Origin of the sequence: Mycolicibacterium sediminis, from assembly GCF_010731735.1 — a bacterium.
GTDB lineage: Bacteria > Actinomycetota > Actinomycetes > Mycobacteriales > Mycobacteriaceae > Mycobacterium > Mycobacterium sediminis.
On sequence record NZ_AP022588.1, the window covers coordinates 1,906,741 to 1,924,638 of the forward strand.

The following is a 17,898-nucleotide window of genomic DNA, read 5'->3' on the forward strand; positions in this document are numbered from 1 at the left end:
AGCTACTGCGGCGCCTGGCAGATCTTCCACTGGTCGTCGCGGAACTCGAGGTCGAAGCTCCGCGTCGACCGGGTGGCCGGGTCGAAGGCCATGAACGAGGTCACGTTGGCCTCGGCGTGCGAGCCGTTGACCACCACCTGGTCGACGCTGGCCACCACCGGGTACTGGCGGGCGGCGGCCACCTTGGCGTGGATGTCCTTCCACTGCGCGTCGTCGTAGTCGACGTAGCTGACGGCGGTGTCGCCGCACGTGATGCTGCGCAGCGCCGCGAGGTCGCCCTTCTGGATCGCGGTGTCGAAGTTCTGGATCGTCGAGCGGACCAGTTCCTCCTGGGACACGACGGGCTCGTCGTCGCGGGTGAGCAGGATGGTGCCGAGGATGGCGACGGCGACCACGGCGGCGATGACCAGCACCACGGCGATGACCCAGCCCCAGCTGCGACGGCTGCGCGGCGCCTTGGTGCCGTCACGGCCCGGAATGACCTGTGGCCCAGGGGCGGAGCCCTGATGGGCGATCGGCTCGGTGAACGCGCCCGCGGCGGCGGCGTCGGAGGCGGGGGCGGCCTTGAACACCTCGGTGGCGGGCTCGGGAACGTGCCCGATCACCTGAGTCGCGCCCGCATCGGACGGCGAGGGTGCGGTGAAGCGACGTTCCCGAGGGTCGGTGCCCGCGTCGTCACCCTCGGGTGTCGCGGCCGACGGATCGGCGGGCGCGAACACCTCCGTCAAGGCCTCCGACTGCTGGTCGTCGTCGGGCCCAGATGGCTTCGACATGTGCGTCCCACTCCTCTTCGCGACGGTCAGACACGAGCTTATCCAGCCCGCACGGCACAATAGGCCCATGACGCGTATGGGAGATCTGCTGGGCCCGGACCCGGTGCTGCTGCCGGGGGACACCGAGGCGGAGGAGGCGCTCGCCGCGGGGGAGAACCCCGCGATCGTCGCGGCCGCGCACCCGTCGGCGTCGGTGGCCTGGGCATCGCTCGCCGAGGACGCCCTCGACGACGACCGTGCGATCACCGCCTACGCCTACGCGCGCACCGGATATCACCGCGGGCTGGACCAGTTGCGCCGCAACGGGTGGAAGGGCTTCGGCCCGGTGCCCTACGCCCACGAGCCCAACCGCGGGTTCCTGCGGTGCGTCGCGGCGCTGGCCCGGGCGGCGGACACCATCGGCGAGACCGAGGAGTACCAGCGCTGCCTCGATCTGCTCGACGACTGCGATCCGGAAGCGCGCGTCCACCTGTTCCCGCGCTAGCAGTTCCCGTCGCAGTCGGCGGCGTTCTCGGGTGCCTCGACCTGGACGGTCGCGTGTTCGAGGCCGCGTGCCGCCAGCACCGCGCGGGTCTGCTCCAACACCTGGGCCGAGTTCCCGGAACAGGTGACGTGCGCGGTCGCCATGTCGCGGCCGGGCACCAGCGTCCACACGTGCAGGTCGTGCACGCCGGTGACGCCGTCCACGGCGGCCAGCGCGCCGCGTAGCTCGTCGACGTCGATGTGGCTCGGGGACGACTCGGACAGGATCCGCAGCGCCGAGCGCGCCAGCGAGAAGGCCCGTGGCAGTACCCACAGCGCCACCAGGACCGCGACGACGACGTCGGCGTAGGGCCACTGCGTGGTCACGGTGACGATGCCGGCGATCAGCACGCCGACGCTGCCGACGGTGTCGGCGACGACCTCCATGTAGGCGCCCTTGACCGCGAGGCTGCTCTCCGACGACGACCGCAGCAGGAGCATGACGACGACGTTGGCGAGCATGCCCGCCAACGCCACGGCGATCATCGGCACGCCCGGCACGTCCGGTGCGTCACCCAGGCGCTCGAACGCCTCGTAGAGGATGAAGCCCGCGACGCCGAGCAGCAGGACGGCGTTGGCGACGGCGGTGAAGACCTCGGCGCGGTGCCACCCGTAGGTTCGTGACGCCGACGCGGGGCCGTGCCGCGCCAGCAGCACTGCCGTCAGGCCCATGAACATCGCCACCAGGTCGGTGAGCATGTGTCCGGCGTCGGCCAGCAGCGCGATCGAGTTGATCAGCAGCGCGGTGGTCAGCTCGACGACGAAGAAGACCGCGAGGATCGCCGCGCCGGCGAGCATCCGGCCGACGCGGACGTCCCCGCCGCCGTGACTGTGATCGTGTCCCGCACCCATGCGTGCAATCTATGCGTAATCGCGCATATATCGCAAGGCGTCCCCTACAGCCAGGCGGACCAGAACCGGGTCAGCGCGCTGCCGATCGCGACCAGCTGGCTCGAGACGCCCGACAGGTCGAACGCCGAGTAGACGACCGAGAAGAAGACCTGGTTGAGCGTCGGCACGATGAGCAGCAGCAGCAGGATCAGGAATCCCCACCCCTTGACCGGGTCCAGCTTGCGCTGCGTCTCGTAGGCCAGGTGCGGCTCGAGTGCGCCGTAGCCGTCCAGCCCGGGGATCGGGAGCAGGTTGAGGATCACCGCCGTCACCTGCAGGAAGCCGAGGAACGCGACGGCCGCCCAGAACGCCAGGTGGGCGGGGTCGTATAGGACGCGGACGGCGATCAGCAGCACGATCGCCAGCACCACGTTGGCGAACGGACCCGCGAGGCTCACCGTCGTGCGCTGGCGCGGCGTCATCCACGACGTGCGCACGTACACGGCGCCGCCCGGCAGGCCGATCCCGCCCAGCGCGATGAACAGCACCGGCAGGCCGAGCGACAGCATCGGGTTCGAGTACTTCAGCGGGTTCAGCGTCAGGTAGCCGCGGACCTCGACGTCGTGGTCGCCGTACCGCCACGCGGTGTAGGCGTGGCCGAACTCGTGCAGGCACAGCGACACCAGCCAGCCGAAGAGCACGAAGACGAACACGCCGGCGTAGGCGATCGCGGGCGGGCGGCCATCGGCCCCGATGGGCGCGAACCAGGCGATCGCACCGCCGGCGGCCGTGATCGCGACGATCGCCAGGAAGACCGGACTGGGCCGCACCGACTGCCGGAGGGGACGAATGCTCACTCCAGCAAAGGTACCTACCGGACGGCCGCCCACCCCGTCACGTGCCGGTAGAACGTGGACCGCCGCAGGGCCCTCGGCGCCGGCTCGCCGTCGCGCACCACCACTGCGCCGGGGCTGCCGAGCTGCGCGGCGCGGCCCGAGATCCAGCGGCGCGGCCGCAACCGCCCGGGCGCCACCGCCGCACGCAGGCCCGGCATCGTCCCGGTCGGTTCGATCCGCACGGCGGCGACGGTCCCGTCGAACAGCGTGGTGTCGTCGACGACCGCCTCGCCCCGCAGGTCGCCGGTCTCGCCCACCCACAGGCCGACGCCGACCAGCACCCGCCCGGTGTCGTCGCGAATCAGCGGCAGGGTCGTCGCCGTACCGGTCCTGGCCGCCCGCACGGCGCGCGTCCCGGTGGGCAGACCGTAGGCGCGGGTCGCCGCCGTCCGTCGTCGCGGGACGTACGCCACCTCGACGTCGAGGCGCTCGGTGCGCAGCAGCCGCGTCAGCACCGTGGCCAGGTCGCCGTCACCGCCGACGACGATCAGGCGACCCGCAGACGGGGCGTCGACGTCGGTCGGCGCGGTCACGTCGTGGACCTCCAGACCCGCCAGGCCGCGCGGCACCCGGTGCTCGCCGAAGCGCAACACGACGAGGTCGGGGGCGGTCACGAGGGCTCCTCGTCAAAGCTGGGATAGGGTCATGCACCGGCTGCAACACAATAAGCAGGAGAATCGCGATGCCGGCAATCGTCCTCATCGGCGCCCAGTGGGGCGACGAGGGCAAGGGAAAGGCCACCGATCTACTCGGTGGGCGCGTCCAGTGGGTCGTCCGCTACCAGGGCGGCAACAACGCCGGCCATACGGTCGTGCTCCCGTCAGGGGAGAACTTCGCCCTGCACCTCATCCCGTCGGGGATCTTGACCCCCGGCGTCACCAACGTGATCGGCAACGGCGTCGTCGTCGACCCGGGTGTGCTGCTCGCCGAGCTGAAGGGGCTCGAGGATCGCAACGTCGACACCTCCCGCCTGCTGATCTCCGCCGACGCGCACCTGCTGATGCCGTACCACGTGGCGATCGACAAGGTCACCGAGCGCTATTTGGGCAACAAGAAGATCGGCACGACCGGTCGCGGCATCGGTCCCTGCTACCAGGACAAGGTGGCGCGCCTCGGCATCCGTGCCGCCGACGTGCTGGACCCCGACGCGCTGACCCAGAAGATCGAGGCCGCGCTGGAGTTCAAGAACCAGGTGCTGGTCAAGATCTACAACCGCAAGGCTCTCGAGCCCGCGGACGTGGTGGCCGCGCTGCTCGAACAGGCCGAGGGGTTCAAGCACCGCATCGCCGACGCCCGGCTGATCCTCAACGAGGCACTCGAGGACGGTCAGACCGTGCTGCTGGAAGGCTCGCAGGGCACGTTGCTCGACGTCGACCACGGCACGTATCCATTCGTCACGTCGTCGAACCCGACCGCGGGTGGCGCGTCGGTGGGCTCCGGCATCGGGCCCACCCGCATCACGACCGTGCTCGGCATCCTCAAGGCGTACACCACGCGGGTCGGCTCGGGTCCGTTCCCGACCGAGCTGTTCGACGAGCACGGCGCCTACCTCGCGAAGACCGGCGGCGAGGTCGGCGTCACCACCGGACGGCCGCGCCGCTGCGGCTGGTTCGACGCGGTGATCGCGCGGTACGCGACCCGGACCAACGGCATCACCGACTACTTCCTCACCAAGCTCGACGTGCTGTCCAGCCTGGAGACGGTGCCGGTGTGCGTCGGCTACACCGTCGACGGCAAGCGCACCAGCGAGATGCCGATGACGCAGAGCGACATCGCGCGCGCCGAGCCGGTCTACGAGGAACTGCCCGGGTGGTGGGAGGACATCTCCGACGCCCGCGAGTTCGACGACCTGCCCGCCAAGGCCCGCGACTACGTCCTGCGCCTCGAGGAACTCAGCGGCGCACACGTGTCGTGCATCGGCGTCGGTCCCGGCCGTGATCAGACGATCGTGCGACGAGACATCCTGGCTCCCCGGTGACCGACACGGATCCCGAATACGAGAAGCACGGCGGCTTCCCGGTCTTCGAATCCGCCGATCCCGGACCGGGTTTCGAGCCGTTCGTGACGGGGATGCGACGCCTGCAGGACCTCGCCGTGTCGGCCGACCCGGACAGCGACACGTGGGTCGAGGCCGCCGAGCGGGTCGCCGAACTCGTCGCACTGCTCGAGCCGTCGGTGGCCGACGAGGGTGCCGCGCCCGCGGGCCGGATGCCGTCGATGCCGGGCGCGGGAAACCTGCTCATGCCGCCGTTCCGGGTGACGAAGATGGCGCCCGACGGCGTCGAACTCACCGTGCCGTTCAGCCGCTTCCACGTCGGCGGCAACTACGCCGTGCACGGTGGCGTGCTGCCCCTGCTGTTCGACTCGGTGTTCGGCATGGTGATCCACGCCGGCGGCCGCCCGATCAGCCGGACCGGCTTCCTGCACGTCGACTACCGCAAGGTGACGCCGATCGACACCAAGCTCACCGCGCGCGGCTGGATCCGCGAGGTCGACGGCCGCAAGGCGTTCGTCAACGCCGAGCTGCGCGATCCCGACGGCGCACTGCTAGCCGAGGCGAACGGCCTGATGATCCGGCTGCTGCCCGGTCAGCCCTGATTGTGCAACCCTGACCTCATGACCGAGCAGAGCGTCGACCGGCACCTCCAGCGCCTCAAGACGCCGCGCGCGGCCGCCGTGGCGGGCGTCCTGTTCGCGCTGATCTTCGGTACCGTGCTCGTGCTGATCCGGCTGGCGCTGCCCGACGGCGCCGAGCACGGCACGCAGTGGGCGGACGGCCACGCCGACATGATCCGGTGGGCCACGATCCTGATGCCGTTCGCCGGCATCACGTTCCTGTGGTTCATCGGAGTGGTCCGCGACGGCTTCGGCGTGCTTGAGGACAAGTTCTTCAGCTCGGTGTTCCTCGGTAGCGGGCTGCTGTTCCTGGCGATGATGTTCGCCGCCGCAGCGGTCGGCAAGGGTCTGGCGGCAGGCAAGCGTGCGGGCGACGACGCACCGTCGGCCGAACTCGCGGCGTTCGGGCAGACGATGGTCACGACCCTGAGCAACACCTACGCGCTGCGGATGGCCGCGGTGTTCATGATGTCGCTAGCGACCATCTGGCTGAAGACGCGGCTGATGCCCACCTGGCTGGTCGTGGCCAGCTACGTCGCGTCGGTCAGCGTGCTGATCGCCAGCGACGTCAGCCTGTGGATCACGCTGGTGTTCCCGATCTGGGTGCTGGTGGTGAGCCTGACGATCCTCAGTCGGCGATCCGAAGGGCCGCCGCCGGACAGATCGTGACGGCCTCGCGGGCGTGGTCCTCCTCGTCCGCCGGAACGTCGTCGGTGCGCACCACCACCACGCCGTCGTCGTCGGCGTCGAACAGTTCCTCGGACACCATCATGCAGTTTCCGGACGCGATGCACGCGTCACGGTCGGCGATCACCTTCATCTGGACCTCACCACCTCACGTTCAACGAACGTAGCCCGTAGATGAAGTGGAATGAGCGGAACTCGACGTCCGCCCAGTCCTCCGCGAGCGCCAGGTTCGGGAACCGGCGGAACAGCGCGGGCCACGCGATCCGCATCTCCATGCGGGCCAGCGGCGCACCCAGGCAGTGGTGGACGCCGTGGCCGAACGCCAGGTGACCCGGCGCGCCGCGGGTGATGTCGAGGGTGTCGGGCGAGGCCGTGAACCCGGGGTCGCGGTTGGCGGCGGGTAGCGAGCCGAAGACGAGCTGGCCGCCGGGGATCTCGACACCCCCGATCTCGACGTCGGTGGTGGTGATCCGCGGGATGGACGTCTGCACGATCGACAGCCACCGCAGCAGTTCCTCGACAGCGGGACCGACGGCGTCGGGATCGTCGCGCACGGCGGCGAGCTGGTCGGGATGCCGCAGCAGGGCCAGGGTGCCGAGGCCCAGCATGTTCGAGGTGGTCTCGTGCCCGGCGAGCAGCAGCAGGCCCGCGATGCCGACGAGTTCGTCGTCGGTCAGCTCGTCGCCGTGCTCGCGGACCAGCATGCCGAGGATGTCCTCACCGGGATGCGCCCGGGCCCGCGAGACGAGCGAGAGCATGTACTCCCGGCCCGCCCGGGCGAGTTCCATCCGTTCGGGCATCGGCAGCGACAGGTCCAGTTGCCGTCCGGAACGCTCCTGGAAGTCGGCGCGGTCCTCGTACGGCACGCCGAGCAGCTCGCAGATCACCAGCGACGGGATGGGCAGCGCGAACTGCTCGACCAGGTCGGCGGGCGCGCCGCGGCGCTCCATGGCGTCGAGGTGCTCGGTGACGATCTGGGTGATGCGGGGTTCCATCCGCTTGATGCGGCGGAAGTTGAACTCCGGGGTCAGCATCCGGCGGAGCCGCTGGTGTTCGGGCGGGTCGAGGCCCAGCAGGTTGCCTGCCCGGGCGCTGGCCTGCTCCTCCTCGGTGGCCTGCGGCGCACCGGGGACGACGAAGCCGGGCGGGCGACCGTTGGAGAACCGTTCGTGGTCCGACAGCATCTCCCGCACGTCGTCGTGACGGGTGATCAGGTAGACCTTCATCCCGAACGCGTTCACCACGTCCTGGACGCCGACGGTGTCGCGGATCTCGCCGAGTTCGCGCGTCGGGTCGAACCCGTCGCGGCGCATGTGCACCGGCGGTTGGGGCGGGGCATGGGTCATGCCATCGACGGTACCGACGGATTTCCCGGGCGGCCGAAATGGCCGCGTATCGTCGGTGGTGACCGCGAAGGAGGTCCCGTGACGACCCACCACCACCGATGGCTCGCCCGGCTCGCGATAGCCGGTTGCGCCGCAGTGTCTTTCGTCGCGTCGACTGCCGCGCCGATCGCCTCGGCGACCGACGACCACGCCTACAACGGCGCGCCGACCATCGTGTCCGGCGGTCCGGTTCCCACGATGAACGGCGTGCCCTGCGTCGGCGGACACCTGGGCACGTGCACCGGGTTCGCGCAGAACAATCCGCCCCGTAGGGTGCCGCGGTCGTCGGTGGGCCACAGCCCGACCGTCAGCCCCTAGCGAGGAAGTCCGCGACGAGCGAGTTCACCAGCGCCGGATTCTCCAGCGCGGCGAGGTGGGCGACGCCGTCCAGCACCACGAACCGCGATCCCGGGATGGCGTCGGCCATGGCGCGCGTCTCGTCGACCGGGAACGTCGCGTCCTCGGCGCCGGCCACCACCAGCACCGGCGTCCGCACCGACGCCAGCAGACCGCGCTGGTCCGGTCGTCGCGGTACGACGCTGCGCACCGCCCACGCGCTCGAGGTCACGTCGACGGCCTGAACCGACGACCGCACGGCGTCGACCACCGAGGGACGCGTCGCGAACGTGGTGGGGCCGAGGAAGGCCTTGAGCACCGACCGCGTCAGTGGCGGCCGGATGCCGCCCACGGCCCGCGCGGCGCGCAGCAGTGCGCCGTACTCGACTTTCTGCCACGGGCCCGCCGGTGACGCGGTGCAGTTCATCAGTACGGCCCGGCCGATGCGGTCGGGGTGGCGGGCGGCGAACGTGCCGCCGATCATGCCGCCCCACGAATTGCCGACGACGTGCGTGCGGTCGATGCCGAGCGCGTCCAGCACGTCGACGATGACCCGGGCGCAGTCGTCGAACGTGAAATGAGCTGACAGGGAATCACTTCCACCGTGTCCCGGCGGGTCGACGAGGACGACGCGGTGGTCGCCGCCGAAGTACTCGGCCTGAGCCGCCCACATGTCGCCCGTCATCAGCAGGCTGGGCCAGAACAGGATCGCCTCGCCGGTGCCCTCCGTCTGAACCCGGATGCGACCGAGCACGGTGTCGACGACGTGGTCCATGGGGTGAATCTAGCGGTCGGGCTTCAGCGCGGGCCACCAGATCCGCGGACCGATCAGCGTGAACAGCGCCGGGATGATCACCGTTCGCACGACGAACGTGTCGAGCAGGATGCCGAGGCCGACGATGATGCCGATCTGCGTGAGCACGATCAGCGGGAGGACGCCCAGCACGCAGAACACCGCTGCCAGAACGATTCCCGCGCTGGTGATCACCGCACCGGTGGCCGACACGGCGCGCACGATGCCCTCGCGGGTGCCGTGCTCTGGGGTCTCCTCGCGGGCGCGGGTGACCAGGAAGATCGTGTAGTCCACGCCGAGCGCCACCAGGAACAGGAACGCGAACAGCGGCGTCGCGTTGTCCAGGGCGGGAAAACCGAAGGCGTGCACGCTTACCCAGCCGCCGAGGCCCAGCGCGGCCAGTGCGCTCAGCACCGTGACCCCGACCAGGACCAGCGGTGCCAGCGCCGCCCGCAGCAGGACGTACAGCACGGCGAGCACCACGACCAGGACCGCCGGCACGACGACGCTCAGATCGTGCCGCGCGGCGGCCTTCGCGTCGACGGCGGTGGCGTCCGGTCCGCCGATCAGCGCGTCGGGGTCGGCGGCGTGCACCGAGTCGCGCAGCGCGCCGACCGTGGTTAGCGCACCGTCGGACGCGGGCGCGGCGTCGAGCACCACCGACCACTGCGTCAGGCCCGAGGGTGACGTGCCGTTCGGGGTGGCGGAGACGACGCCGGGGGTTCCGGTGATCGCCTGGGCCACTGCGGCGTCGGCGGACGTCGCCGAGACCACGCGGGTGGGTCCGGTGACGCCGCTGGGGAAGTGCTCGGCCAGGGTCTCGAAGCCCGTGACGGACTCGGCCCGAACCCGGAACTGCTCGGTCTGCGACAACCCGATGGGCGTCGCGAGCAGTCCCGCGCTCAACGCCAGCAGGACCGCGACGGCCGCCGCCGACACCAGTGCCGGACGCCTCGCCACGCCCGAGGCGATGCGGTGCCACGCACCCGTCGTGGTCAACGGTGGCGCGCCGGCCTTCGGCACGAACGGCCAGAACAGCCGGATCCCGAACAGTCCCAGCGCCGGTGGCAGCACCAGCAGCACGAACACGGCGGCGACGACGAGGCCGGCGGCCGCTTGGACGCCGAGGCTGCGGGTACTCGGCGACGTCGCCAGCAGCAGCGTCAGCAGGGCCAGCACGACCGTCGCGTTGCTCGCGACGATGGCGGGCCCGGCACGGCGCAGGGCCGTCCGCAGCGCCAGTCCAGCGTCCGCTCCGCCGCCCAGTTCCTCGCGGTAGCGCGAGATGAGCAGCAGCGCATAGTTCGTGCCCGCGCCGAACACCAGCACGCTGGTGATGCCGCCCGTCGATCCGTCCGGACTGGTACCCACGGCGGTGGCGATGGCCGCGCCGACCACCGACCCGACCCGGTCGGCGAGGGCGATGACGATCAGCGGCACCAGCCACAGCACGGGCGACCGGTACGTGACGATCAGCAGCAGCGCGACGACGAACGCGGTGACGGCGAGCAGGGTGACGTTGGCGCCGCTGAACGAGTCCGCGATGTCCGCACCGAACGCCGGGCCGCCGGTGACCTCGGCCCGCAGATCCCCGGGCAGTCCATCGGTCACCGCCGACCTGATCGACGACACCGCGTCGCCGAGGGCGAAGCCCGACAGGTCACCGCGCAGTGGCACGGTCGCCACCGCGGCCCGACCATCGTCGGAGACGATGACGGGTGGCCCGGACGGGGCCGCGTCCGCCGCCGTCAGCGCCCGTGCCGTGGCCGCGTCGACGGCTGCGAGGTCGCCTGGTGTCAGCGCGCCGGAGTCGGTGCGGGTGGCTATGACGACGGCGGGCACGGCGTCGCCCTGCGGGAACGCCGAGCGGGTGGCGTCGGCACGGGCGGACTCCGAGGTCGCCGGTACCGCGACGGGGGACTGTTCCGCCGACGCCGAACTGCCGATCAGGAGGAGGGCGGCGACGGACCCGAGCAGGACGATCGCGGCCACGACCCAGGAGGTGCGTCTGCTCACCCGACGAATATTTCAGTTTTCTAAATAGAAATCAACCCGGGGCGTCCCCAGGCTCTGGCACTATGCTTCGAGCGCCAACTCTGCCAAAGGAATTGCCACGATGTCCGACCCGACGCCACCCAGCTCGTCCCGGGGTGAGCTGGAACGGCGCATCGCCGGCGACCTGCGGGAGCTGTCGTCCGAATCGGACTGGGTGGCGCGTTCCTTCGCCGATCAGAATGACTTGTCGCCGAACGAGTTTCGCGCTCTGCTGTTCGTCATGATCGCCGAGACGGCCGAGGTCCGGATGACGGCGGGGGACCTGCGCAGGCAGATGGGCCTGTCCGGCGCCGCGATCACGTACCTGGTCGAGCGGATGACCGAGACCGGGCACCTGCGCCGCGAGGTCGATCCGTCCGACCGCCGCAAGGTGATCCTGCGCTACGCCGACCACGGCATGGAGGTGGCACGCGGATTCTTCACGAGCCTCGCCGACCACACCCACACCTCGATGGCGCACGTGCCCGACGAGGACCTCGAGGCCGCGCACCGGGTCTTCGGCGCACTCGTCGACGGCATGCGGGCGTTCCGCGCCGAGATGCCCGCCGACATCGGGGTGGACACCGTCAGTCGCGGTTGAGCGCGGCCTCCTCCAGATCGAGTCCCCGCAGCACGGTCCGCAGGACCTCGTCGTCGATCGTCCCGGCGTCGCGCTGCCTGATGAACTCCTCGCGCTCGGCCGCCAGCATGCCCAGCCGCAGCCTGCGGAACGTCGCGGCCGGGCTCTCGTGCCCGATCTCCTCGTCGCTGCGGCCCAGTTCCTCCCACGCGGCCTGGCTGCGGCGTTCGTTCCACGCGCGCAGCACCTTCGGCGTGTACTCGGAGATAGACCCCGGTTTCTGCTCGGCGACCATGTCGTCGAGCCGCTGCGCGGCGGCCCGCGCCGCCTTGGTCTGCGCTGCCGCAGTCTCGAGCGCGTCGCGGTGCAGGTCGTCGCTCGGCACGTCGAGGACCTTGATGATCCAGGGCAGCGTGAGCCCGTGCAGCAGCAGCGTGCCGACCACGACGACGAACGTGAGGAACACCAGCTGCGGTCTGCCGGGAAACTCCTCGCCGCTCAGCGTGGTCGTCGGCACCGCGAAGGCGGCGGCCAGCGACACCACCCCGCGCATCCCGGCCCACGCGACGACGAAGACCTGCGCGGGCGTCGGGCGCGGCTCCTCCTCGCGGATGCGGCGCGACAGCAGGCGCGGCAGGTAGGCGAACGCGAACACCCACGCGATGCGGATCCCGATCACCGTCGCCAACACGGCGGCCGACGCGATCGCCAACGTCGACGCCCGGATCCCGGCCAGTTCGGACACGACCGTGGGCAGTTGCAGCCCGATCAGCAGGAAGGCGAACGACTCCAGCACCAGCTGGACCGCCTTCCACACCGCAGTGTCCTGCAGCCGCGTGGCGTAGGTCGCGCGCACCGAGCGCTGCCCGAGCAGCAGCGCGGCGACCACCACCGCGATCACGCCCGAGCCGTGCACCTCCTCGGCCACGAAGTAGATGATGAACGGCGCGACGAGGCCGATGGCGCTCTCGACGAGCGGGTCGTCGAGCCACGTCCGGACGTAGTCGATGAGCCAGCCGATCGCGCCGCCGACGGCCACGCCGCCCGCGGCGGCCAGCGCGAACGTGCCCAGGCCGCTGCCCCAGGTGGCGGCGGTCCCGATCGCGGCGGCGAGCGCGACCTTGTACGCCGTCAGCGCCGTCGCGTCGTTGAGCAGGCTCTCCCCACCCAGCAGGGTCATGACCTGACGCGGCAGCCCCAGCCTGCGACCGATCGCCGCGGCGGACACCGCGTCCGGCGGCGCGACGATGGCGCCCAGCGTCAGCGCGGCGGCGACCGTCAGTTCGGGCACGGTGTGGAACGCCACCACCCCCACCGCGAACGTCGTGGCCAGCGGCAGGCCCACCGCCAGCAGGCCGATCGGCCGGGCGTTGCGGCGCAGTGCGACGTAACTGCTCTCCAGCCCCGCCGACCACAGCAGCGGCGGCAGGATCACGAACAGCACCAGTTCCGGCTCGAGTTCGATGCCGCTCAGGCCGGGGATGGTCCCCGCCGCCAGCCCGGCGAGCACCAGCGCCAGGGGCGCGGACACGTCGTAGCGGCGGGCGATGGCGGCGAGCAGCACCGACACCACCAGAACGGCGAGCAGCGACGCACTCACGACTCGTCACCTCCCCGGGCGGCCGCGTCCCGCCCTATCCTGATCAGCATGCGGAGGAGAACGCGGCAACGCGACACGAATTCCCCGCCCAGCACGTGCGAGCACCTCGCCGCCGCCGTAGCAGGCACCGACCCGGAACCGCAGAGCCCCGGTCGGTGCCAGGATTGCGCCGTTCTGGGCGAGACCATCTGGGCGCACCTTCGGATGTGCCTGACGTGCGGGCACGTCGCCTGTTGCGACTCGAGCCCGCACAAGCATGCCACCGCGCACTTCCACGACACCGACCATGCGGTCATGCGGTCGGTCGAGCCGGGTGAGACGTGGCGGTGGTGCTACCTCGACATGCTGGTCGACTCCGGACCGTCCTGAGCGTCTGGCAGGGTGGACAGGCGATGAGTGAAACGACCGCGAGCCGGCCCGCCGGAGGACCCAGCGTGCTGCTGCTGGGCTCTGCCGTGCCGGGCGGCGACCTCGCGCTCGCCTTCGAACGGCTGGGTGCGGTGGTCACGACGGTGGACCCCGCCGACACGTCCCACGACGGCCACGACTTCGTGGTGGCCGACTCCCCGCAGGTGCCCGCCGACGTGCTGATCGCCGCCGCCGAACGCGACGGAGTCGAGGTGTTCCCCACCCCCCGCAGCGCGCGCCTCTCGCTCGACCGGGAGGGCCTGCGCAAGCTGGCGGCCGACGAACTCGGCCTGCCGACCGTCCCGTTCTGGTTCGCGGGGTCGGCCGAGGAACTCGACGCGGTGGCCGAGCACGCGGGGTTCCCACTCGTCGTCTCGCCGGTCGCGGGCGACGCCGCCGGCGGCCGGTCGATCCTCACCCGGCCCGACGACGTGGGCGCCGCCTGGCAGCTGGCCACGTCGGACGCCGCGGGGGGACCCGGGCGCGTGATCGCGGAGACCGTCGTCGACATCGACGACGAGGTGACGCTGCTGACCGTGCGGACCATCGGCCCGACGGGCCCCGCGGTGCACTTCTGCGAGCCGATCGGTCACCGGCGCACCGACGGCGGGCCGCTCGAGGCGTGGCAGCCGCACCACATGGCGCCCGCCGCACTCGACGCCGCCCGCTCGATCGCCGCCCGCATCGTCAACTCCCTCGGCGGACGCGGCCTGTTCGGCGTCGACCTGTTGGTGTCGGGCGACGAGGTCTACTTCTCGCACGTCCGCCCCCGGCCCGAGGCGGTCGGTCTGGTGACGCTGCGCTCGCAACGGCTGTCGCAGTTCGAACTGCACGCCCGCGCCATCCTCGGCCTGTCGATCGACACGATCATGATTTCGCCCGCGGCGGCCGAGGTCATCGACCGCGACGGCGCTGCCCCCGGCATGCTGAACGAGGCGCTGGCGGTGCCCGAGAGCGACGTCCGGCTCGTCGACGGCGCGGCGGTCGCGGTGGCGACGGCACCCGACGTCGTGCGGGCCCGCGACCGGGCGCACCGGGTGTCGAGCGTTCTGCGGGTGCCATGACCGAGCCAGACGATCCGGACGCCACGGAGCCGGCCGCCGACCGGCCCACGATCGCACCGTTCCTCGGTGCGCTGGCAATCATCAGCCTCGTGGTGATCGGAATCGTCGTGTTCAACTCCGGGTCCGACGAAGGGCCGACGCCGGAGCAGGAGGTCGGCCGCGCGGTGGTCGCCCAGAACGACGCCCTGCAGCGCGACGACTACGCCGACTTCCGGCTCTACACCTGCCGCGCGCAGGACGGCGACGAGTCGGGAGTCATTGCCGGACAGCGTGCTTCGGTGGCCGAGAACGGCGAGCGCTACGTCGACGGCATCGGCGAGGTAGCGATCACCGGCGACGACGCGACCGCCTCGGTGACCTACCACTTCGACAAGACGCCGGACGACACCGTGAGCGTCGACCTGGCCCTGGTCCGCGAGGACGGAGCCTGGAAGGTGTGCTCGCCGGGCCCCAGCTAGGTATGGGAGACTCGCGAACGTGAGCTACGCGGGAGACATCACGCCGGAAGAGGCGTGGAAGGTGTTGGTCGACAACCCCGAGGCCGTGCTCGTCGACTGTCGGACCGAAGCCGAGTGGCGCTTCGTCGGAGTGGCCGACACCTCCTCGCTCGACAGGGACGTCGTGTACGTCGAGTGGAACCGCACCGACGGCACCCACAACGACGGCTTCGTCGACGACCTGGTGGCGTCCGGCGTGACGCCCGGTGAGCGTCCCGTCGTCTTCCTCTGCCGTTCCGGCAACCGATCCATCGGCGCTGCCGAGGCGGCGACCGAGGCGGGAATCCTGCCCTCGTTCAACGTGCTCGACGGGTTCGAGGGTGACGTCGGCCCCGACGGGCACCGCGGCGCCACCGGCTGGAAGGCCGTCGGGCTGCCGTGGAGGCAGTCGTGAGCGCCGACGAGAAGGGACAGGTGCCGTCCGTCCGTATCCCGGCACCCCTGCCCGACGGCGTCAGCCAGGCCACGATCGGCGTGCGCGGCGGTCTGCTGCGGTCCAACTTCGAGGAGACGTCCGAGGCGCTGTACCTGACGTCGGGGTACGTCTACGAGACGGCGGGCGATGCCGAGAAGGCGTTCACCGGCGAGATCGACCGGTACGTCTACTCCCGCTACGGCAACCCCACGATCTCGATGTTCGAGGAGCGTCTGCGTCTGATCGAGGGTGCTCCCGCCGCCTTCGCCACGGCGACCGGCATGGCCGCGGTCTTCACCGCGCTCGGCGCGCTGCTGGCCGCGGGTGACCGACTGGTGGCCGCGCGCAGTCTGTTCGGCTCGTGCTTCGTCGTCTGCAGCGAGATCCTGCCGCGCTGGGGGGTCGAGGTCGTCTTCGTCGACGGCGAGGACCTCGCGCAGTGGGAGGAGGCGCTCTCGGTCCCGACGCAGGCCGTCTTCTTCGAGACGCCGTCGAACCCGATGCAGTCACTCGTCGACATCGCCGCGGTGTGCGACCTCGCCCACGCGGCGGGGGCGAAGGTGGTGCTGGACAACGTCTTCGCGACTCCGCTGCTGCAGCAGGGCATCCCGCTGGGCGCCGACGTGGTGATCTACTCCGGGACCAAGCACATCGACGGTCAGGGCCGCGTGCTCGGCGGCGCCATCCTCGGTGACGAGGAGTTCATCGACGGCCCGGTGCAGAAGCTGATGCGCCACACCGGACCGGCGATCAGCGCCTTCAACGCGTGGACTCTGCTCAAGGGTCTCGAGACGCTGGCCATCCGCGTCGACTACTCCAACCGGTCCGCCCACCGCGTCGCCGAGTTCCTCGAGGGGCACCCGGGGGTGAGCTGGGTGAAGTACCCGTTCCTCGAGTCGCACCCGCAGTACGACCTCGCGAAGCGCCAGATGAGCGGCGGCGGAACGGTCGTCACGTTCGAACTCACGGGCGGAACGAAGGCCCGCGCCTTCGAGGTTCTCGACGGGCTCCGCGTCATCGACATCTCGAACAACCTCGGGGACGCCAAGTCGCTGATCACCCACCCGGCCACCACCACCCACCGCGCGATGGGCCCGGAGGGACGTGCTGCGATCGGCCTCGGTGACGGCGTGGTGCGGGTTTCGATCGGGCTCGAGGGCACCGAGGACCTCATCGCCGACCTCGACCGGGCGCTCGGCTAGCCGTGTCGAAGGCTTCGGCGGCCAAGAAGGCTCGGCGCAAGAAGCGGGTGTCCACCCGCAACGACAGGTGGATGCCGCCGGAGGTGCACGCCGACCTGGCGGCCGTCACCGAACTCGACGATCTGCTCAGCAGGCGGGGCTGGGAGTATGACGAGGAGTTCTCCGGCGACGAGTTCGTGACGTGGGTCTACCCGCCGTCGGCGGCCGAGTTCGACGACGAGGCGATCGAGCCGGTCACCCGGGTCGTCGTCACCGATCCCGCTGCGCCGCAGGTGATTCTGGTCGGCTCGACGCCCGACGGTGAGATCTATCAGTTCACGATGGCGGAGCTGACGGAAGGCCTCGCGGACCTCGAGGCCTTCCGCGCGGGAGATCCGCTCCCGCAGGGCTTCTAGTTCTTCTCGACGACGCCGAGGGAAGCCTGCGCCCGGTCCTCGTAGCTCTTGCGTGCGGCCTGGTCGAACTCGAGGAACACGTTGTCGAGGCCGAGCTTCCTGTTCATCCAGCGGCGGCCGCGCGGGCCGAGCATGGACGCCGCGGCGGCGGTGAACCGTAGCGGCGCCGGCACCGACACCTGTGTCTTGGGCTTGTCGAGCGTCTTGAGGATCGCGGCGGCGATCACTTCGGGCTCAACGGGTTTGGTGCCCGCGGTCTCCTTGGTGCCGGAGACCAGCGCCGTGTTGGTGAACGGCGGCATGACCACCGACACCTCGACGCCGTGCGGGGCCATCTCGTCGGCCAGCGCCACGGAGAGTCCGACGACGGCGAACTTCGCGCCGACGTAGACCACCTGACCGGGCACGGGGATCATGCCGGACATCGAGGCGATGTTGATGACGTGGCCGCGGCGGCGCTTGACCATCTCGGGCAGCACCAGCTGACAGCCGGCGAGCACACCGTAGAAGTTGACCTCGATCGAGGAGCGGATGGACTGCTCACTCTGCTCGAGGAACGGGCCGATGGGCATGACGCCCGCGTTGTTGATCAGCACGTCGATGTGACCGGCGCCGTCGGTGCGGGCCTTGTCGAGGAACACCTCGAACGACTCGCGGTCGGTCACGTCGAGTGGGTAGCCGGTGACCTGTCCGTACCGGCCGAGTTCGGTGACCGCCGACTCGAGGACCGCCACGTCGCGGTCGCCGATGACCACCCGTGCGCCGCGGCCCAGCAGGGCCTTGGCGGTGGCGTGGCCGATGCCTCGCGCGGCGCCGGTGATCGCGATGGTCTTGCCCCTGATGTTGTCCATGGCGCCAAACTTT

Annotated in this window: 22 protein-coding genes; 12 read left to right on the plus strand and 10 right to left on the minus strand. The window is 70.8% G+C overall.

Features of this window, described 5'->3' with window-relative positions:
• Positions 1–2: 2 nt before the first annotated feature.
• Positions 3–773: an Rv0361 family membrane protein gene (locus G6N64_RS09085; RefSeq protein WP_163796600.1), complete on the minus strand. Its 771-nt coding sequence runs from the start codon at positions 771–773 to the stop codon at positions 3–5.
• Positions 774–840: 67 nt separating this feature from the next.
• Here G6N64_RS09085 and G6N64_RS09090 point away from each other — a divergent pair, with 67 nt between their 5' ends.
• The gene (locus tag G6N64_RS09090; protein ID WP_163796601.1) at positions 841–1,257 is read left to right on the plus strand and encodes a DUF3151 domain-containing protein; all 417 of its coding nucleotides are present in this window, start codon (positions 841–843) and stop codon (positions 1,255–1,257) included.
• Here G6N64_RS09090 and G6N64_RS09095 read toward each other — a convergent pair.
• From G6N64_RS09095 to G6N64_RS09105, 3 genes are read right to left on the minus strand one after another with little or no spacing between them, the layout of a single operon-like run.
• Positions 1,254–2,147, minus strand: a complete 894-nt coding sequence (locus tag G6N64_RS09095; RefSeq protein ID WP_163796602.1) for a cation diffusion facilitator family transporter — start codon at positions 2,145–2,147, stop codon at positions 1,254–1,256. The genes G6N64_RS09090 and G6N64_RS09095 overlap by 4 nt on opposite strands.
• A 44-nt stretch (positions 2,148–2,191) precedes the next feature.
• Complete coding sequence (locus G6N64_RS09100; protein WP_163796603.1) at positions 2,192–2,983, minus strand: site-2 protease family protein; 792 nt, start codon at positions 2,981–2,983, stop codon at positions 2,192–2,194.
• A 14-nt stretch (positions 2,984–2,997) separates the two neighbouring features.
• The gene (locus tag G6N64_RS09105; protein ID WP_163796604.1) at positions 2,998–3,636 is read right to left on the minus strand and encodes a peptidase M50; all 639 of its coding nucleotides are present in this window, start codon (positions 3,634–3,636) and stop codon (positions 2,998–3,000) included.
• Between the two features lie 68 nt (positions 3,637–3,704).
• Here G6N64_RS09105 and G6N64_RS09110 point away from each other — a divergent pair, with 68 nt between their 5' ends.
• Genes G6N64_RS09110 through G6N64_RS09120 form a run of 3 tightly spaced genes read left to right on the plus strand, consistent with a single transcriptional unit; the run spans position 3,705 to position 6,307 of the window.
• Entirely contained in the window at positions 3,705–5,000 is a 1,296-nt protein-coding gene (locus tag G6N64_RS09110) for an adenylosuccinate synthase (RefSeq protein ID WP_163796605.1), read from the plus strand.
• On the plus strand, positions 4,997–5,620 hold the full coding sequence (locus G6N64_RS09115; protein ID WP_246231059.1) for a PaaI family thioesterase: 624 nt from the start codon (positions 4,997–4,999) through the stop codon (positions 5,618–5,620). The genes G6N64_RS09110 and G6N64_RS09115 overlap by 4 nt, the downstream gene beginning before the upstream one ends.
• 18 nt (positions 5,621–5,638) lie before the next feature.
• Positions 5,639–6,307, plus strand: a complete 669-nt coding sequence (locus G6N64_RS09120) for a hypothetical protein (protein ID WP_163796606.1) — start codon at positions 5,639–5,641, stop codon at positions 6,305–6,307.
• Here the strand turns inward: G6N64_RS09120 and G6N64_RS09125 are convergent.
• Both G6N64_RS09125 and G6N64_RS09130 read right to left on the minus strand, forming a co-directional pair.
• A complete protein-coding gene (locus G6N64_RS09125; RefSeq protein ID WP_163796607.1) occupies positions 6,267–6,458 on the minus strand; it encodes a ferredoxin in 192 nt (63 codons plus the stop codon). The genes G6N64_RS09120 and G6N64_RS09125 overlap by 41 nt on opposite strands.
• Positions 6,459–6,465: 7 nt before the next feature.
• Positions 6,466–7,671: a cytochrome P450 gene (locus G6N64_RS09130; RefSeq protein ID WP_163796608.1), complete on the minus strand. Its 1,206-nt coding sequence runs from the start codon at positions 7,669–7,671 to the stop codon at positions 6,466–6,468.
• A 78-nt stretch (positions 7,672–7,749) separates the two neighbouring features.
• On the opposite strand from G6N64_RS09130, the gene G6N64_RS09135 reads away from it, so the two are divergent.
• Positions 7,750–8,028: a hypothetical protein gene (locus tag G6N64_RS09135; RefSeq protein ID WP_163794985.1), complete on the plus strand. Its 279-nt coding sequence runs from the start codon at positions 7,750–7,752 to the stop codon at positions 8,026–8,028.
• On the opposite strand, the gene G6N64_RS09140 is transcribed toward G6N64_RS09135, so the two are convergent.
• Both G6N64_RS09140 and G6N64_RS09145 read right to left on the minus strand, forming a co-directional pair.
• Positions 8,018–8,821, minus strand: a complete 804-nt coding sequence (locus G6N64_RS09140) for an alpha/beta fold hydrolase (protein ID WP_163796609.1) — start codon at positions 8,819–8,821, stop codon at positions 8,018–8,020. The two genes, G6N64_RS09135 and G6N64_RS09140, sit on opposite strands and share 11 nt — an antisense overlap.
• 9 nt (positions 8,822–8,830) lie before the next feature.
• Positions 8,831–10,855 (minus strand): MMPL family transporter, encoded by a 2,025-nt coding sequence (locus G6N64_RS09145; protein ID WP_163796610.1) that lies wholly within the window; start codon positions 10,853–10,855, stop codon positions 8,831–8,833.
• Positions 10,856–10,955: 100 nt separating this feature from the next.
• Here G6N64_RS09145 and G6N64_RS09150 point away from each other — a divergent pair, with 100 nt between their 5' ends.
• The gene (locus G6N64_RS09150) at positions 10,956–11,474 is read left to right on the plus strand and encodes a MarR family winged helix-turn-helix transcriptional regulator (protein WP_163796611.1); all 519 of its coding nucleotides are present in this window, start codon (positions 10,956–10,958) and stop codon (positions 11,472–11,474) included.
• Here G6N64_RS09150 and G6N64_RS09155 read toward each other — a convergent pair.
• Positions 11,461–13,053: a Na+/H+ antiporter gene (locus tag G6N64_RS09155; protein WP_163796612.1), complete on the minus strand. Its 1,593-nt coding sequence runs from the start codon at positions 13,051–13,053 to the stop codon at positions 11,461–11,463. The two genes, G6N64_RS09150 and G6N64_RS09155, sit on opposite strands and share 14 nt — an antisense overlap.
• A 48-nt stretch (positions 13,054–13,101) precedes the next feature.
• Here G6N64_RS09155 and G6N64_RS09160 point away from each other — a divergent pair, with 48 nt between their 5' ends.
• The 6 genes from G6N64_RS09160 to G6N64_RS09185 are packed head-to-tail and all read left to right on the plus strand — an operon-like array spanning position 13,102 to position 17,034.
• The gene (locus G6N64_RS09160; protein ID WP_163796613.1) at positions 13,102–13,422 is read left to right on the plus strand and encodes a UBP-type zinc finger domain-containing protein; all 321 of its coding nucleotides are present in this window, start codon (positions 13,102–13,104) and stop codon (positions 13,420–13,422) included.
• A 23-nt stretch (positions 13,423–13,445) separates the two neighbouring features.
• On the plus strand, positions 13,446–14,525 hold the full coding sequence (locus G6N64_RS09165) for an ATP-grasp domain-containing protein (RefSeq protein WP_163796614.1): 1,080 nt from the start codon (positions 13,446–13,448) through the stop codon (positions 14,523–14,525).
• The gene (locus tag G6N64_RS09170) at positions 14,522–14,983 is read left to right on the plus strand and encodes an Rv0361 family membrane protein (RefSeq protein ID WP_163796615.1); all 462 of its coding nucleotides are present in this window, start codon (positions 14,522–14,524) and stop codon (positions 14,981–14,983) included. The genes G6N64_RS09165 and G6N64_RS09170 overlap by 4 nt, the downstream gene beginning before the upstream one ends.
• A 19-nt stretch (positions 14,984–15,002) precedes the next feature.
• Positions 15,003–15,416, plus strand: a complete 414-nt coding sequence (locus tag G6N64_RS09175) for a rhodanese-like domain-containing protein (RefSeq protein WP_163796616.1) — start codon at positions 15,003–15,005, stop codon at positions 15,414–15,416.
• The gene (locus tag G6N64_RS09180) at positions 15,413–16,639 is read left to right on the plus strand and encodes an O-succinylhomoserine sulfhydrylase (protein ID WP_163796617.1); all 1,227 of its coding nucleotides are present in this window, start codon (positions 15,413–15,415) and stop codon (positions 16,637–16,639) included. The genes G6N64_RS09175 and G6N64_RS09180 overlap by 4 nt, the downstream gene beginning before the upstream one ends.
• A 2-nt stretch (positions 16,640–16,641) precedes the next feature.
• Positions 16,642–17,034: a hypothetical protein gene (locus G6N64_RS09185; protein ID WP_163796618.1), complete on the plus strand. Its 393-nt coding sequence runs from the start codon at positions 16,642–16,644 to the stop codon at positions 17,032–17,034.
• On the opposite strand, the gene G6N64_RS09190 is transcribed toward G6N64_RS09185, so the two are convergent.
• Positions 17,031–17,885 (minus strand): SDR family oxidoreductase, encoded by an 855-nt coding sequence (locus tag G6N64_RS09190; RefSeq protein WP_163796619.1) that lies wholly within the window; start codon positions 17,883–17,885, stop codon positions 17,031–17,033. The genes G6N64_RS09185 and G6N64_RS09190 overlap by 4 nt on opposite strands.
• Between the last annotated feature and the right edge of the window lie 13 nt (positions 17,886–17,898).

Coding starts and splice junctions, on each gene's coding strand:
- G6N64_RS09085 (WP_163796600.1), bottom strand. CDS start 773: ATGTCGAAGCCATCTGGGCCCGACGACGACCAGCAGTCGGAGGCCTTG.
- G6N64_RS09090 (WP_163796601.1), top strand. CDS start 841: ATGACGCGTATGGGAGATCTGCTGGGCCCGGACCCGGTGCTGCTGCCG.
- G6N64_RS09095 (WP_163796602.1), bottom strand. CDS start 2,147: ATGGGTGCGGGACACGATCACAGTCACGGCGGCGGGGACGTCCGCGTC.
- G6N64_RS09110 (WP_163796605.1), top strand. CDS start 3,705: ATGCCGGCAATCGTCCTCATCGGCGCCCAGTGGGGCGACGAGGGCAAG.
- G6N64_RS09120 (WP_163796606.1), top strand. CDS start 5,639: ATGACCGAGCAGAGCGTCGACCGGCACCTCCAGCGCCTCAAGACGCCG.
- G6N64_RS09125 (WP_163796607.1), bottom strand. CDS start 6,458: ATGAAGGTGATCGCCGACCGTGACGCGTGCATCGCGTCCGGAAACTGC.
- G6N64_RS09130 (WP_163796608.1), bottom strand. CDS start 7,671: ATGACCCATGCCCCGCCCCAACCGCCGGTGCACATGCGCCGCGACGGG.
- G6N64_RS09140 (WP_163796609.1), bottom strand. CDS start 8,821: ATGGACCACGTCGTCGACACCGTGCTCGGTCGCATCCGGGTTCAGACG.
- G6N64_RS09150 (WP_163796611.1), top strand. CDS start 10,956: ATGTCCGACCCGACGCCACCCAGCTCGTCCCGGGGTGAGCTGGAACGG.
- G6N64_RS09160 (WP_163796613.1), top strand. CDS start 13,102: ATGCGGAGGAGAACGCGGCAACGCGACACGAATTCCCCGCCCAGCACG.
- G6N64_RS09165 (WP_163796614.1), top strand. CDS start 13,446: ATGAGTGAAACGACCGCGAGCCGGCCCGCCGGAGGACCCAGCGTGCTG.
- G6N64_RS09170 (WP_163796615.1), top strand. CDS start 14,522: ATGACCGAGCCAGACGATCCGGACGCCACGGAGCCGGCCGCCGACCGG.
- G6N64_RS09190 (WP_163796619.1), bottom strand. CDS start 17,885: ATGGACAACATCAGGGGCAAGACCATCGCGATCACCGGCGCCGCGCGA.